This is a genomic window from Niveispirillum fermenti (genome assembly GCF_052474395.1).
Genome location: NZ_CP156679.1, coordinates 1,084,691 through 1,100,000, shown reverse-complemented (window position 1 = coordinate 1,100,000; position 15,310 = coordinate 1,084,691). Strand labels below are relative to the sequence as shown.

The following is a 15,310-nucleotide window of genomic DNA, read 5'->3' as shown; positions in this document are numbered from 1 at the left end:
GAGCCGTGAAGCCCGCTTGGTGAGGTGTCTGTCGGTTGGGGATGGGGGCTTGGACATCGTTGCACCTTGATCATAGGGCGCACAATGCGCCCTCTCCCCAGGCCATTTGCTCCAGCCTTCCGATACAGCCCACCCGTCATCTGACGCCGAAGGATCGCAACCCATGTGTGCGTCTTGCACATGTTGGATTGGGTCTTGGCGCGGTGCCGATATCTAACCATCTATGGGGCTCCTATTGAATAGGGGCTCGTCGGGGAGCCCGGAACCTCCATTCGAACGTTACCACTTGGCAGCAGCCGGCCACCGACCCATATGCACCGCCCCTTTACCATCATTATCGGCATGGCGCAGATATCGCCCTGAACCGCGCCGGGATTGTCGGCGGCAAAAGTTCGTGAGTCATGCTGCCATTTGCTGAATGCTCACGGCGTCATGATAGCGTTGTTCGGCCTCTGCGGGCGGGATATTTCCGATAGGCTCGAGCAGGCGTCGGTTGTTGAACCAGTCGACCCATTCGAGGGTTGCGTATTCCACGGCTTCAAAGGATTTCCACGGTCCTCGCCTGTGAATGACCTCCGCCTTGTAGAGGCCGTTGACGGTTTCGGCCAAGGCATTGTCGTATGAATCGCCGACGCTGCCGACCGACGGTTCGATGCCGGCCAGCCCCAGCCGCTCGGTGTATCGGATGGACAAATATTGGCTGCCCCGGTCCGAATGGTGAACCAGTCCGGATTTCCCCTTCGGTCGGCGCTGGTGCAGGGCCTGCTCCAGGGCATCCAGGACAAAACCGGCGTCGGCCGTCCGGGACACTCGCCAGCCGACGATCCGCCGGGCAAAGGCGTCGATGATGAAAGCCACATAGACGAACCCGCTCCAGGTGGACACATACGTGAAATCAGAAAGCCACAGTTGATCGGGCCTGTCCGCCCGGAATTGCCGGTTCACCCGATCCAGCGGACAGGGTAAGGCCTTGTCGGCAATGGTGGTTTTCACCGGCTTTCCACGGATGGCACCGCGCAGGCCCATCTCCCGCATCAGCCGCGCGACCGTGCAGCGCGCCACCTGGATGCCCTCGCGCTGCAACTGCCGCCACACCTTGCGCACCCCATAGACCTGGAAATTCTCTTCGAACACCCGGCGGATAGCGGCCTTCAAGCCGATATCGCGCTGTGCCCGCGCCGGCAGTTTGGCCCGATCAGCGGCGCGGGCCGCATGCCGACGCACAGTTGACGGGGCGATTGGCAAAACCTCGCAAATCGGCTCGACCCCGTATTCCTGGCGGTGGGCATCGATGAAGCCCAGCATCATTTCTGTCGGCGGTCGAGCTCCGCCATCGCGAAATATGCCGATGCCTTGCGCAGGATCTCATTCGCCTGGCGCAGCTCACGGATCTCCCGCTCCTGCGCCTTCAACTTCTCCAGCACATCCAGCGGAATGCCAGCACGGCTGCCGCTTTCTACCTCGGCTCTCTTGACCCATTCATTCAGCGTGTGCGCCGAACACCCGATCTTGGATGCCACGGATGAAACTGCCGCCCATCGCGACGGATGATCCTTCTCGTGGTCCAGCACCAGCCGAACAGCCCGCTCGCGGACCTCAGCCGAAAATTTGTTCGTTGTCTTGCTCATCGTAGCCCCATCCTCTCAGGAGTTGGAGCCGCCGACAATCCCGGACCGGTTCAATCCGTCCGGAAGACCGCTCCGTGGAAAGGTAGATCATACACCGTAGCCAAGCATGGTTCTCCGGTCGGCCCCTTCATTGACCCGAACAGTTGCTTTGTGTTTTCGAAATGTCAGTAAGATGTGTGATCGCCGGCCGGGGCATGCCCCGGCCGGCGATCCGTCCGGAAGACCGCTCCGTGGAAAGGTAGATCATACACCGTAGCCAAGCATGGTTCTCCGGTCGGCCCCTTCATTGACCCGAACAGTTGCTTGGGGTTGCAGCCCCGTACGTGCAAGGCAGGGAGTATGAAGATGGCACAACAGGACTCTATCATCGCCCTGGACGTCAGCAAGGCCCGTCTGGACGGGTTGGATGCCGAGACAGGAGAGGCTTTCCAAGTCGAGAATGCCGAGGCTGGTTACAGTCTCCTTCGGCGACGGTGTGGCAAGCGCGCCGTGCAGGTCGTCCTGGAAGCCAGTGGTGGCTATGAGCGGCCGGTCATGGAGGCTTTATCGAAAGCCGGCATTCCCGTCCGCCTCGTCGATCCTCGCAAGGTCCGGCATTTTGCCAGGGCGCATGGACGCTGGGCCAAGAATGACCGGCTGGATGCCCGGATGATCGCCGCCTATGCCCAGGCGATCCCCGGAGCCGCCTACCAACCCGATCCGGAACGGGAGGTCCTGGCGGAACTGGCCACCTACCGGCGCCAGTTGCTCGACGAGCAGACCATGGTCAGGAACCAGGCCCAGACCCTGGCGGATCCGGAACTGCGCCGCTTGGCCAAGCGGCGCCTGGATGCCATCGCCCTGCTGATCCTGCGCCTCGACAAGCGCATTGCCGAGCAGATCGCGGCATCCAAAACCTTGAAGGTCAACGACAACCTGCTCCAGTCCATTCCTGCTGTCGGGCCGGTGCTGGCGGCCACCCTGCTGGCCCATATGCCGGAGTTGGGCACACTGACACGACATCAGGTCGCCGCCCTGGCCGGCGTTGCCCCGATGGATAACCAGAGCGGCAAACGCGATGGCCCGCGCAGCATCTACGGTGGAAGGCCCGTTGTCCGAACCGTCCTTTACATGGCTGCCGTCGTCGCCAGTCGGCGAAATCCACCCTTGGCCGCCTTCTATAAAAAACTCATCGCCGCTGGAAAGAAGCCAAAGGTTGCCCTCGTTGCCATCATGCGAAAGATCGTCGTCCTCGCCAATGCCATCATCCGCGATCAGAGAACTTACGCCGCATGAAAACAGTTGCTTGGCTACGCGCCATGTGGCGCGCGGCGGCAGTCGCCGCCGTCCAGTTCCCGATGAGTTGTACTCACCGGGAACTGTATTAGGAGATCACAAATGACAGAGAACGAGAAGATTGTCCGCTCGGCCTATGAAACCGCCGAGCGCCAGGATGTCGAAGCATTCATCGAATGCTTCACAGCGGATGGCACGCTCTCTCCGTCGTTCCGGCCTTCGTGGGAATGACGGGGAGAGCGCTTCAGTATAGGCCTGACATATTCTAGTTCGGACTACTGGCATGTTCGGACACCATTTCTCGCCGCGATGGGGCTATCAAACTCGGTCCGGTCGCTCACTGCCTAAAGCATTGCCCCCATATCCCAAGGGGCGAACTCCTCGTTCCCGTAACCGAGGCGCTCGCTGCGCGTTCTTTTTCCGGATGCCGTCTGGATGATGTGCTCGAAGATTCGAGCGCCGGCGGCCTCGACTGTTTCCTCTCCATCGAGGATTGTTCCGCAATTGACGTCCATATCATCTGGCATCCGTCGGAAAAGATCGGAGTTGCTGGCCAGCTTCAAGGAGGGTGTTGGCTTGCAACCGAAGGCGGAGCCACGTCCGGTGGTGAAGCACATGACGGTGGCGCCCCCCGCTACCTGGGCCGTCGCGCCGACGGGATCGAAAGCCGGTGCATCCATGAAGACAAGCCCATGCTCGGTCACCGGCTCAGCGTAGTCATAGACCGCCATGAGGTTGGTGGTGCCACCTTTGGCGATGGATCCCAGCGACTTCTCGATGATCGTGGTAAGTCCCCCCGCCTTGTTCCCCGGTGAGGGATTGTTGTTGATCACCATTCCGTTGCGAGAGGCGAACTCCTCCCACCATTTCACGCGGGCGACGAGTTTTTCGCCGACCTCCTTGCTGATGGCACGACGGGTCAGCACATGCTCTGCGCCATAGCATTCGGTCGTTTCCGACAAGATGGCGGTGGCGCCCTGGGCGACGAGAAGATCGACCGCGACGCCAAGTGCGGCATTGACGCTGACACCCGAGTAGCCGTCCGAGCCGCCACATTGCAGGGCTACCTTCAACTCGCTTACCGGCACGGGTACGCGGCGGACCTTGTTTGCCTGCTCCAGGGCGGCTTCCACACGTTCGATGCCCGCGCGAACGGTTGCAGCGGTCCCACCCGACTGTTGAATGACCAGCGCCTCTCCCGAAGCACCACCAAGCACAGCGGAGAGATCGCCAACTTCGCAACCCAGGCCGACGATAATGATTTGCGCGAAGTTCGGATGCGCCGCGTAGCCCGCAATGCAGCGGCGAAGCGCCTTGATACCCTCCACCTTGGCGTCGAGACCGCATCCGCGCTTATGCGTCAGCGGGACGACGCCATCGACGTTCGGGTAGTTGTAAAGTCGCCCGCGGAAGTGATCGGCAATCATGCGGACGACCGTTGCCGAACAGTTCACGCTTGAGATCACACCGATATAGTTCCGGGTCGCGATGCGGCCGTCGTCACGCACGATCCCCTCGAACATGCGTGTTTCGGTCGCGACAGGGGTCGGACGGACCTCCGAGCAGAACGAATAATCGCGCGTAAAGTCGAGCATCTCCAGATTGTGAAGATGTATATGCTCACCGGCTCTGATGTCGGCAGAAGCGGCACCGATCAAGGAATTGTATCGCTTGATCTCCTCACCCTTCACAAGTGCTCGTCGCGCGATCTTGTGGCCGGCGGGAACGTCATCTTGCACGACAATTCCATCATATACGCGCTCGCCCTTGGCGATGGGCCGCAGTGCGATCAGGACATCGTCTGCGGCATTCAGCGATAGTACCGCTGGTTTTCCCAATGAGTGCGTCGTTGCGGAGTCCGACGCGCCTGAAGGAGACACGATTTCCTCTGTCATTGTCCATTTCCAGGATTGTAGTCTCCCGTCGGCGCAGAGACGAGGATGGCGCCGGAGCCGAATTTTTCGCTCCGCACCTGCCATCAATGCTCAGCGCGCGCTGGAAACTAGAGTGATGTAGGGTCGGCCCTCGATTTATCTTGACCGTGTTGCTTGGTTACGCGTTCCAGGCGGCCGCTACTGTCAAGCTTGTTACAATGGCTGGATTTTCGGCAACTGGCTGGATAACCTGCCTCCACGCACAGACCCCCATCGCGGTTTGACACCCATGACTCAGCATGAGGCTCCCATGGCTTGTGACCACGCTCATATGCCGCGGCCGCTATGATCCGGCGTTCGGGTTCGGTATCGGGAACACCAGGCCAGCATCAACCGGCGACCTCATTCGAGCGCATGCCGGTTCCGGGCGTCGAAACGGACCTCCTGCAATGGTTGCCGCCGGAGGTTCGGGAAGCGGTCGCGCACGCGGCCGTGCGGCGGCACGTTGGTGCCGGTGGGTTCATCTTCCAGCATGGCGACACGGGTAGCGCCATGTATCGGGTCCTTGAAGGAACGGTTCGTCTCTCACTGATGCGCGTAGATGGCCATCAGATGATTTATGCACTGCTCGGACCCGGCGAATGCATTGCTGCCAGTAGTCTGATCGACAACCATCCTCTTCCGCAGACAGCAGAGGCGCTCGATGATGTCCAGCTTCAGGTGGTGAGTGCGGCCGCATTCGCCAAACTGAGGAGGGATCATCGGGAGTTCGATGACGCTCTGCTACATCTGCTCGCCCGCCGACTTCGGACGCTCAGCATCCAAATCGCGACCGCCAGACTGGCCGACCTGACAAGTCAGATTGCTCTTCGGCTTCTGGAACTGGCCAGATGCGATGCGCGCGGACGGCTCGTCGTCACGGTAACGCATACGGATCTTGCCATGTTTGTAAGTGTATCACGGCAATCCATCCATAGAATCCTCAAGAGCTTCGCCGCCGATGGGCTGATTGCGTTGCACTATGGGTCGATCGAGCTGCTTAACCTCGAAGGACTAAGGGCCAGGGCGGAATTCTTATGATCATCGGACATCCGCTTGCGTGATTAACCGATTACGTCCATTGATATGGTGCTGGCCAGCGGAACCAGTTCGTAGGTCCGCGCGGTGGCTTGGTTGTTCGACACGTCGCCGCTGACCAAGCGCCTTCCTGAAGCCATGGCCGATCCAGCTGCGTGGATGAGGTGCGCCGGGATGTTATCCCGACGCACCTGTCGTCCCGTTACTCGTCCCGGACGCTGTTGCGCAAAGTCCCGAAGCCGTCGAGTTCGACCTCGACGATATCGCCATCCTTCATCCACAGAGGAGGGGTGCGCGCTCCTCCCACCCCGGCTGGCGTGCCAGTCACGATCATGTCGCCCGGTTCGAGGGTGAGGCCTTCGCTCAATGTCGCGACCAATGTCGCCACGTCGAAGATCATGTCATCGGTGCTGGCATCTTGGACGACTGCACCATTCAGGCGTGTCCGCAGCCGCAAGCCCTTGCATCCCGCAGGCAGTTCGTCGGCGGTCATCAACCAGGGACCAAACGGTCCGCTGCGATCGAAATTCTTGCCGATCGTCCATTGCGGTGTGCGCATCTGATAATCGCGAACGGACACGTCATTGAACAACGAGTACCCGATGACATGGTCAAGCGCATCGGCATGGGCGATGTGCTTTCCGCGCTTGCCGATCACGGCGACGAACTCGCCTTCATAGTCAAGCTTGTTCGATATCCGTGGCCGTTCGATGATGTCACCGTGCCCGATCAAACCAGAGTGGAAGCGCGCGAAAACCACAGGATAGTCCGGAACCAGTGCTTCGAATTCGGCGGAATGATCAGCATAGTTGAGACCGATACACAGGATCTTGCCTGGACGGGCCAGCGGCGGGAGCAGGAACGCGCGCTCCAGATCGATCGGCTTTCCCTTCAGGCACGTCATGGCTGCCGCAGCCAGTGCGGCAGGGCCTTGGGCAACAAGTTCGTCGATATCCCCCGGGAAGCCCTCGTCATGCACGGTCAAGCCGTAAAAGGCGCCATTGGTACCGGCGGCCGCCACACCTTGCAGGCCGTCCAAAACATATCTTGCCAGTCGCATCTTTCGTACCTCGTGGGTCAGTGAGTGCCGTTTGAGGACCGCCGCGCCGTGTCTGCGCTGTGGCTCGGCTATAGGTCAGAAATTATAATTTCTGTGCGCAGGACTATAGGTTGCCATTTGCAAGCACGCAACCACGCATGGCTTTGGGGCGGCAATCACGCTGGAGTGCCATTCATGCCAAGGGCCGGTCTCGCTCCGCAGTAGTCGCTGAATATCAAAACAAAAATGCCCCAAATGTGACAAACTCTACATTGGTGGCGAAGGGGCGGCGTGTAGGCTTGTTCCCCATCGGACAGGCGCCCAGAGACTGCCGATAGAAGGGTCTGAACCCAGCATTCAATATGCGGGTCGTCAATAATTTATAATTACAGGGGGTAACACGATGTACAGTGAGTTGGAATTTTCCGTCCCGACATCGGGGTCGCTCTCCACGCGCCTCCTTTCAGGGGCCGCTGCACTGGCAGTGGGTGTTGCCATGACCGGTCCGGTGGCCGCCCAGACATCCGAAGCGTCGCAGAACGCCCAAGCGTCCTCTCACGAGAGCGCTCTGGAGGAAATCGTGGTGACGGCCCAGCGCCGGGTCGAACGCCTTCAGGACGTTCCGGTCGCGGTCACGGCTGTGAGTTTTGAGGCAATGCAGACGGCCGGCATCGAAAGGATTGCCGACTTGCCGAAGCTGGCACCCAGCCTCACCTTCGTTGAGGTCGCATTCTCACAGAATCTGGGCATTCGCGGCATTTTCAGCGGCGAGAACCAGGGCCTTGAACAGTCGGTCGGCACCTATGTCGATGGCATTTCGCGCGGTCGCCCGTTCCAGGCGCGTATCCCCTTCCTCGACGTTGCGCGCGTGGAGGTCCTGCGCGGTCCCCAGTCGATCCTGTTCGGCAAAAACAGTGTCGCGGGCGCCCTGAACGTGACGACTGCGCAGCCCACCTCCGATTTTGAGGGTTATGCGGTGGGGGAGGTCACCCACTTTGATACGAACCTCAAGAGCTATTCGGCGGAAAGCGCCATTTCAGGTCCACTGACGGAAGCGCTGCGTTTCCGCGTGGCGGCACGCTACAATGACAGTGACGGCTTCATGAACAATAACCAGACGGGCAAGGGCTTCCCGTCGCTGAAAGAACGCCAGGTCCGCGGCATTCTGACCTATGATGTGACGGACGATCTTACCGTCTCCCTGAAAGGCGAATACGACTATTACAAGCGCCTGGGACTGCCGGAAGAGACCGCCGATGAAAGTCCCGCCACTGCCGGTCCCTTCAAAGGGCTGACCTATGCGCAAATCCTGACGCAGTTCGGGCAGCCGACGAGTGTGCTGGACAATGTCAGCAATTGGCAGGGTTCCGCAATTGGAACCCATTCGATCAACCGCGCCAAGGAATTTGTCCTGACGGCCACCCGGACGTTCGATCCCTTCACACTCACCGCAATATCGGGATATTCAGGCTACAAATATCGCGATCTGTTCGACGCGGACTTCACGGCGGCCAACGTCTTCTATGCGCAGGGCCAGGAAGAATATGACCAATTTAGTCAGGAAATTCGTCTGGAATCGAATGATGGTGGCGATATTGACTATATTGGTGGCGTATATTTCGAAAACAACGAATATACCTATGACGAAGCGGCACCGTTTCCGACGGGCAGCATCATCGTCCCGATCTTCAACGGTGTATCGCCGGGACTGGGCAGCCTGCTCGACAACGCGGCCATCGTCCGCCATGTCCACCAGTCAAACAATACGGCGAGTGCCTTCACCCAGGCCACCTATCATTTCAGCAGCAATCTCCGTCTGATTGGCGGCCTGCGCTATTCCTGGGGTGAAAAGCGTGCGACGCGCGATGTCGGCTTCACGCAGAACGGTTTGCCCGCCGGCCCGGGCACGCTCGCCGCCTACTCGAACATCTTCAATGCCAATAGGCATACGATCGGCGGCAAGCGGATCGACAAGGCGTTGCTGCCATCCGTGACGCTGGAGGGAAATCCGGCTGCCGATGTCATGGCGTATGTGTCCTGGAAACGGGGAGCGAAGTCGGGTGGCTTCGATGCCCGGTCGAACAATCTTCCCTACGCCGCGCCCGGTTTGCCGGCGAACGCAATCGGTGCCTTTGAATTCAAGAACGAGACCAACGACGCGTTCGAGGCAGGCACCAAGATTTCGATCGGCCGGAAGGCCGAAATCAATCTGGCTGCCTATTATCAGGATTTCAAAAGCCTGCAGATCAGCCTCTATGATGGCGGTCTCGGTTACAATGTCGGCAATGCGGCCAGCGCCAGGATCAAGGGGCTGGAGGTTGATTCGCGCTGGAGCATCACGCCCAACCTGACGGCCCACGGTGCCTTCGCCTATACCGACTTCGAATTCGGGACCTTCTATGGTCTATGCTATGTCGGCCAGATCCCCGACGCGCCGGACGGTATGCACTGTAATTATAAGGGAAAAAATAACCAGTATGTTGCCAAGTGGAATGGCAATATCGGCCTGACCTGGGAGCAGGACATCTTCAATGACCTGCTCTTGTCATTGAATGCCGATACCAGATTCTCCGGACCCTACTATACTCAGGGTGATCTGAATCCGCTTCAGCGGCAGAAAAGCTACGCGATGGTGGATGCGCGCGTGGCCATTGGGTCGAATACGAAGGACTGGGATGTCAGCTTCAGTGCGCGCAACCTGACGAACCAGCATGTTGTCGCCTTCGCCTCCAATACGCCGCTGGCAGCCGCGATTTTTGGTGCGCCAAGCTATCTGCATGTCCCGCTTCCGCCGCGCAGTTTCGTTGTGCAGGTCCGCAGCAACTTTTGATGCCTTGGGGGACGACGATGGTTGAGACAATTGAGGACAGCATCAAGCGGCTGTTGGACATCGAGGCGATACGAACGCTGAAACATCACTATGCCCGGCTGTGCGACGCAGGCTACCCGGCGGATGAATTGGCGGCGCTGTTTACAGAAGATGCCATTTGGCATGGCGATCCTTTCGGCAGATATGAAGGACGCGAGGCGATTCGCACGTTCTTCGCCGCCGCACCGGAGGCATTGCTTTTTGCTGCCCACTATTTGACCAATCCCGTCATCGAGGTGACCGGGGATACCGCGACCGGGACTTGGTACCTGTGGGAGCCGGCGGTCGCCCGCCGGACCACCCAGGCCTATTGGCTGATGGCCGGCTATTCCGATCAGTATCGCCGCGACGCCGGCGGCTGGAAATTTGCGAACATGACGCTGTTTGTCAAATCCTTCACGCCCTACGAACAGGGGCCCGGCAAGGTTCTGATCGCAAGCGATTTCGGCTGAGACGGCCGAACGCGGTGACGCAAGGGCATCGCATCTTTCGACTGTAGCGCTCCTGGAGATGAAAAATGCGCACTCGCATAACGGACCTGCTCGGCATCCGCCGGCCCATCGTTCAAGGCGGCATGCATTATGTCGGGCTGGCGGAACTCGCGTCCGCCGTCTCGAATGCCGGCGGGCTGGGCATCCTGACCGCGCTGACCCAACGCACGCCGGAATTGCTGGCGCAGGAGATCAGCCGCTGTCGGGCCATGACGGACCAACCGTTCGGCGTCAACCTCACCTTCTTGCCCACCTTCGCGACGCCGCCCTATGCGGAATATGTCCAGGCGATCATCGAGGGCGGGGTGGGCGTCGTGGAGACTGCCGGACGGAGTCCGGAAGCCCACCTGCCTGCGCTTCGGAAGGCCGGGGTGAAAGTCATCCATAAATGTACTTCGGTGCGACACGCGCTGAAGGCCGAACGGATCGGCTGCGATGCAGTCAGCGTCGACGGCTTTGAATGCGGTGGACATCCTGGCGAAGATGACATCCCCAACATGATCCTGCTTCCTGCTGCTGCCGCCGCGCTCAAGGTACCATTCCTCGCGTCTGGCGGCATGGCCGACGGGCGGAGCCTGGTCGCTGCCCTGGCACTGGGCGCCGACGGGATGGCGATGGGAACGCGGTTCCTCGCCACGCGCGAAGCGCCGGTTCACGAGAATGTGAAGCAGGCCCTGCTCAAGGCGACGGAGCTTGATACCCGGTTGGTCATGCGCTCGCTGCGCAATACGGAGCGTGTGCTCAACAATGCTGCTGTCACCTCGCTGCTCGAAATCGAGCGCCAGCGCGGCGACACGCTGACCATTGACGATATTCATGATCAGGTGGCTGGCGTTTACCCCCGCGTCATGCGTGACGGGGATGTCGAGTCCGGTGCCTGGAGTTGCGGCATGGTCGCTGGCCTGATCACTGATATCCCATCCGTTCAGGATTTGCTTGATCGGATCATGGAACAAGCCTCGTGGATCATTCAGCAAAGGCTCGCCGGGTTCATTGGGGCCGAGCCGAGCGAACGACGGCTCGAAGAGGTGGCTTGAGCGGGGCAGAGCGCCCGTCGGACAGAGGGAGCGGCAGCGGCCTGCGGCCCTGCTTCTCTTCCGTCGATCGCCGGCAGGCGCCACCCTGGCCGTGCGCAGGAGCAAGTTTGACATGAAGGAAGCTGTGGATATGATCGGTTCGCGACCAACCGCCCCGACGGCGGACCCTATGTCGTCGCTGACCATAGGGTCACTGCTCAACGCCGCCCTGGTGGGCAGTGCCGAACGGAAAATCGTCTATCGGGATCAACCGCCGATTTCCTACCACGACCTGCGGGAGCGTGTCGGACGGCTGGCTTCCCTCTTGCGTGATCGTGGTGTCGGGCCCGGCGATACGGTTGCGATGCTGGACTGGGACAGTGATCGCTATCTCGCCAGCTATTTCGCCGTTCCAATGATGGGGGCGGTGCTGCAGACGGTGAATGTCCGCCTGTCCCCGGATCAGATCCGATACACGCTTCAGCAAAGCCGCGCCCGCATCCTGATTATCCATCGCGACTTCGCGCCGCTTGTCGAGGCCATCCGGCATGACCTTCCCGATGTGCGCGACCATGTTGTGATCACGGAGGGAGCCCGCGATGCCTTGCCGGGCTGGGCGGGCGGCTCTTATGAGGATCTGCTGGCGCGTTCGCGGGCTGATTTTCCGTTCGATGAGACGCTCGACGAGAACAATGTCGCGACGACCTTCTACACGACCGGCACGACGGGGCTCCCGAAGGGCGTGTGTTTCACGCATCGCCAGCTCGTTCTGCACAGCCTGTCGGTGGCGGCGGCACTCGGCGCCGATGGCCAGATCGGCTATCGCGATGTCTATATGCCGCTCACGCCCATGTTCCATGTTCATGCATGGGGGTTTCCTTATGTCGCGACGATGCTGGGCCTGACCCAAATTTACCCGGGACGCTACGAGCCGTCTTTGATCGTCGATCTGCACCAACGACACGGCGTTACGCTCTCACACTGCGTGCCGACAGTGCTGCGCATGGTGATGGACACTGCCGACAGCCAAGGGATCAAGTTTGACGGCTGGAAGATGCTGATCGGGGGCTCTGTGCTTTCACCCGATCTGCTGGCGGCGGCGCAGGCTGCCGGGCTGCGGGTTCTTGCCGGCTATGGCATGTCCGAGACCGGTCCGGTTGTGAGCCTGATGCGGGCGTCGGTGCCGCCGGAGAGCGGCCATAGTGCCGCGCGCAGCGGATATCCGATCCCGCTTGTAACGGTCTCCGTTGTCGATGATGCGATGCAGCCGGTTCCCCGCGATGATCGCAGCCATGGCGAACTGGTCGTGCGGTCGCCATGGCTGACGCCGGGCTATGTCGGCGATGCGACGGCCTCCGCGCAGCTATGGCATGGCGGCTGGCTGCACACCCAGGACGTCGCGACGTTGCACGAAGATGGCGCGCTTCAAATAAGGGACCGCATCAAGGATGTGATCAAGAGCGGCGGTGAATGGATCTGTTCGCAGACACTGGAGACGCTCATCCTGGCAGAACCCGACGTCGCGCAGGTCGCCGTCGTCGGCGTTCCCCATCCGCAATGGCAGGAACGCCCCGTGGCATTCATCGTCCCGCGAGCGGGCGCCCGGCCCGACATCACGCGCATTCTGCTGACCGTCGATGCGGCCGTGGAGCGGGGCGAGATCAGTCGTTACGCCAGGCTCGATCACGTCGAGATCGTCGAGGATCTGCCGCTTACCAGCGTTGGCAAGATCGATAAGAAGGCGATCCGGGAATGGTCGCAGTTGGGATGAGCGGATTCTTCGTGATTTCTCAAAGACGCGTCGACGCTGGTACTGGTCCAAGACCAAGGCCCCGCCATATGCGCCGCCTTGTCCGGGGTAAATCGGAGCTGACAAATGGATTCCGTGAGAAGCAGGCTTCCTGATCAAAAGCCATGTCTTAACGGCTGGTCGGTGATGCCGTCGCCGGTCGCGATCGAAGCCTATGCCAAACTGGGCTGGAACAGCGTTACGATCGACATGCAACATGGCTGGTGGGACTATGCCGGTGCTGTCACCGCACTGGCCGTTCTGCAGGGGGCTGCGGTTTTTCCCTTTGTCCGCGTTCCGATAAATGAGCCCGGTGTAATCGGGCGAATGCTCGACGCGGGTGCCATCGGCATCATTTGCCCGATGATCAACTCGGCCGAGGATGCCCGGCGCCTGGTTCGCCATGCGCTCTATCCGCCTCTTGGGGAGCGGTCATCCGGCCCGGTGCGTGGTGCGCCATTCCCGCCGCCGGACAATGACCGGCACCGCGACGCCAATCGGCACCTGATTCTTCTGCCGCAGATCGAGACCCGCGAGGCGGTGGACAATGCCCAGGCGATCATGGACACACCGGGTATCGGCGGCATCTATGTCGGTCCCGGTGATCTGGGCCTCTCGATGGGCCTTCCCGCGATGCTTGACCGGCCGGAACCCGAGCTGCTCGGGATATACGAAACGCTGGCGGCCGCCGCCAAGGTGAGGGGCCAGATCGCCGGTATCCACAATCACAGCGCGGATTATGCCCGGCGGATGGTGCGGCTTGGCTTTGATTTCGTCACGGTTGGCAGCGATCTCGGTCATATGTTGATGAATGGCCTGAGTGATGTCCGCCGGTTTGCGGAGGCCCCGGGCGGGACGGCCTCGTCTGCCTATTGATGCGGGAAAGGACCGTCCCGGCCTAACTGCCTGTGGGCACTCCGGCCAGGAAGCCCGCCAGCATGTCGGCCAGGAGCACGGGTTGCTCCTGCTGCAGCCAATGACCGGCGCCGGCGATGAAATGCGGCGTGAGCGGCCTTGGGGTCAGGCGCGCGCACATCGCTTCGATGGCGCCGGGTGCCTGATAGGCCGCCCAGTCTCCCTCACCGGCGGCAAACAGCGTTGGACATTCGATCTGGCGACCAGCGAACAATCCAAGGCCGCGGGCCATGTCGCCGCGCATCGCACTTCGATACCACTGCATGCCACCCTGGAAGCCGGTCCGTGCAAATTCATCCGCGACAACCGCCAGATCGGCCGCGTCCAGCCATGAACATTTTCTGACCACCTCATCAGCGGGCATGTTCGCGGCGGCGATCTCCGCCATCGTCCGGTTCGTCGGCATGATGTAGTAATCGGGCATGAGGGCAAGCTGTTCTGCGCTCCACCCACCGAGTGGGCGAGGGTGATTGCCTGACCAGTCGGCGCTCTTGTGATGATAATAGCCGCGCAGCATGTCCGACACACCCTGCGGGCATTTCCACATCTCGTGGTTGGCCTGGGGACCGGCGTAATAGAGCAGATAGTGCCGCCGTGGAACGGCAAGTGCCAGAAGCGCTGCATGGATCATGTCGTCTTCCGGCGGCGGTCCGAGGCGCGTGCCCAGCGCGGGCGCTCCAGCAAATGGGGTGCCCAGCAGCGCCAGTCGCCGGAAGAGGTCGGGGCGCACCAATGCGCAGGTGCCCGCGACGAGCGAGCCGAAATCATGGCCGATGACGGCGTCCACACCGTTCAAGCCAAGCGCCCCCAATAGCGCGACCATGTCACCAGCAAGGTTGAGAAGGGAATAGGGCTCGATGGCATCGTCGTAAGAGACCGGATCCGGCGTGGTCCGACCATAGCCGCGCTGATCGGGTGCGATCACATGATAGCCGTGCTCCGCCAGCAGCGGCATGACCCGTCGCCAACAAAAGGCCAACTCAGGGAACCCGTGGAGCAGCAGGATGGTGCCCCTGGGGGCCGATGCGTGCCCGGCCTCCAATAGGTGCATGTGGAGACCGTTCACATTCTCGACGATCCGAGATCTTATACCGGAGGGCAGAACAGCTGGTGACAAGGGACCGATCGCATGCATCGCCATGGTTATCCGTTCTCGTCTTCTGCCCTTGATGTCGGCAGCTTTGTCGGTGACCAATCCAGAAGCCGGCAAGCCGATGCAGCCTATCCACAGCCAAAGCAGAACCTGCCCCGGCATATGCCCGACCGTCACCGCGCCTTCTCGATCTTCTGAATAGGCGGACAGAAGGCCGCGTTCTGTCATCTTTGTTACAAAGAGT

The 15,310-nt window shown here is 60.7% G+C and carries 12 protein-coding genes and 1 other annotated feature; of the genes, 8 read left to right on the top strand and 4 right to left on the bottom strand.

The window, feature by feature from the left end; translation table 11 throughout:
* Positions 1–399: 399 nt before the first annotated feature.
* A protein-coding gene (locus ABC728_RS09030) for an IS3 family transposase (protein ID WP_445376347.1) occupies positions 400–1,628 on the bottom strand; the annotation gives its coding sequence in 2 pieces (ribosomal slippage) (positions 400–1,334 and positions 1,334–1,628; 1,230 coding nt in all).
* Positions 1,231–1,347 (bottom strand) — a sequence feature (AL1L pseudoknot). It overlaps the preceding gene by 117 nt.
* 339 nt (positions 1,629–1,967) lie before the next feature.
* Between ABC728_RS09030 and ABC728_RS09025 the strand changes: the two genes are divergently transcribed.
* Together ABC728_RS09025 and ABC728_RS09020 are read left to right on the top strand one after the other, a co-directional pair.
* Positions 1,968–2,903, top strand: coding sequence for an IS110 family transposase (locus ABC728_RS09025; protein ID WP_445376291.1), 936 nt, complete (start codon positions 1,968–1,970; stop codon positions 2,901–2,903).
* A gap of 102 nt (positions 2,904–3,005) precedes the next feature.
* The gene (locus ABC728_RS09020) at positions 3,006–3,134 is read left to right on the top strand and encodes a hypothetical protein (RefSeq protein ID WP_416621248.1); all 129 of its coding nucleotides are present in this window, start codon (positions 3,006–3,008) and stop codon (positions 3,132–3,134) included.
* A 113-nt stretch (positions 3,135–3,247) separates the two neighbouring features.
* On the opposite strand, the gene ABC728_RS09015 is transcribed toward ABC728_RS09020, so the two are convergent.
* Positions 3,248–4,798 carry a UxaA family hydrolase gene (locus tag ABC728_RS09015; RefSeq protein ID WP_416621249.1) on the bottom strand — a complete coding sequence of 517 codons (1,551 nt, stop codon included), beginning with the start codon at positions 4,796–4,798 and terminating at the stop codon, positions 3,248–3,250.
* 324 nt (positions 4,799–5,122) lie between these two features.
* On the opposite strand from ABC728_RS09015, the gene ABC728_RS09010 reads away from it, so the two are divergent.
* Complete coding sequence (locus ABC728_RS09010) at positions 5,123–5,857, top strand: Crp/Fnr family transcriptional regulator (protein ID WP_416621250.1); 735 nt, start codon at positions 5,123–5,125, stop codon at positions 5,855–5,857.
* A 199-nt stretch (positions 5,858–6,056) separates the two neighbouring features.
* On the opposite strand, the gene ABC728_RS09005 is transcribed toward ABC728_RS09010, so the two are convergent.
* Positions 6,057–6,914 (bottom strand): fumarylacetoacetate hydrolase family protein, encoded by an 858-nt coding sequence (locus ABC728_RS09005; protein WP_416621251.1) that lies wholly within the window; start codon positions 6,912–6,914, stop codon positions 6,057–6,059.
* Positions 6,915–7,296: 382 nt separating this feature from the next.
* Here ABC728_RS09005 and ABC728_RS09000 point away from each other — a divergent pair, with 382 nt between their 5' ends.
* From ABC728_RS09000 to ABC728_RS08980, 5 genes are all read left to right on the top strand, one after another.
* The gene (locus ABC728_RS09000) at positions 7,297–9,723 is read left to right on the top strand and encodes a TonB-dependent receptor (RefSeq protein ID WP_416621252.1); all 2,427 of its coding nucleotides are present in this window, start codon (positions 7,297–7,299) and stop codon (positions 9,721–9,723) included.
* A 17-nt stretch (positions 9,724–9,740) separates the two neighbouring features.
* A complete protein-coding gene (locus ABC728_RS08995) occupies positions 9,741–10,214 on the top strand; it encodes a nuclear transport factor 2 family protein (protein ID WP_416621253.1) in 474 nt (157 codons plus the stop codon).
* 65 nt (positions 10,215–10,279) lie between these two features.
* A complete protein-coding gene (locus tag ABC728_RS08990) occupies positions 10,280–11,290 on the top strand; it encodes an NAD(P)H-dependent flavin oxidoreductase (protein WP_416621254.1) in 1,011 nt (336 codons plus the stop codon).
* A 130-nt stretch (positions 11,291–11,420) separates the two neighbouring features.
* A complete protein-coding gene (locus ABC728_RS08985) occupies positions 11,421–13,040 on the top strand; it encodes a long-chain-fatty-acid--CoA ligase (RefSeq protein ID WP_445376406.1) in 1,620 nt (539 codons plus the stop codon).
* Positions 13,041–13,145: 105 nt separating this feature from the next.
* A complete protein-coding gene (locus ABC728_RS08980; protein WP_416621256.1) occupies positions 13,146–13,934 on the top strand; it encodes an HpcH/HpaI aldolase family protein in 789 nt (262 codons plus the stop codon).
* 22 nt (positions 13,935–13,956) lie between these two features.
* Here the strand turns inward: ABC728_RS08980 and ABC728_RS08975 are convergent, their stop codons facing one another.
* Positions 13,957–15,294, bottom strand: coding sequence for an alpha/beta fold hydrolase (locus ABC728_RS08975; RefSeq protein WP_416621257.1), 1,338 nt, complete (start codon positions 15,292–15,294; stop codon positions 13,957–13,959).
* Positions 15,295–15,310: the final 16 nt, after the last annotated feature.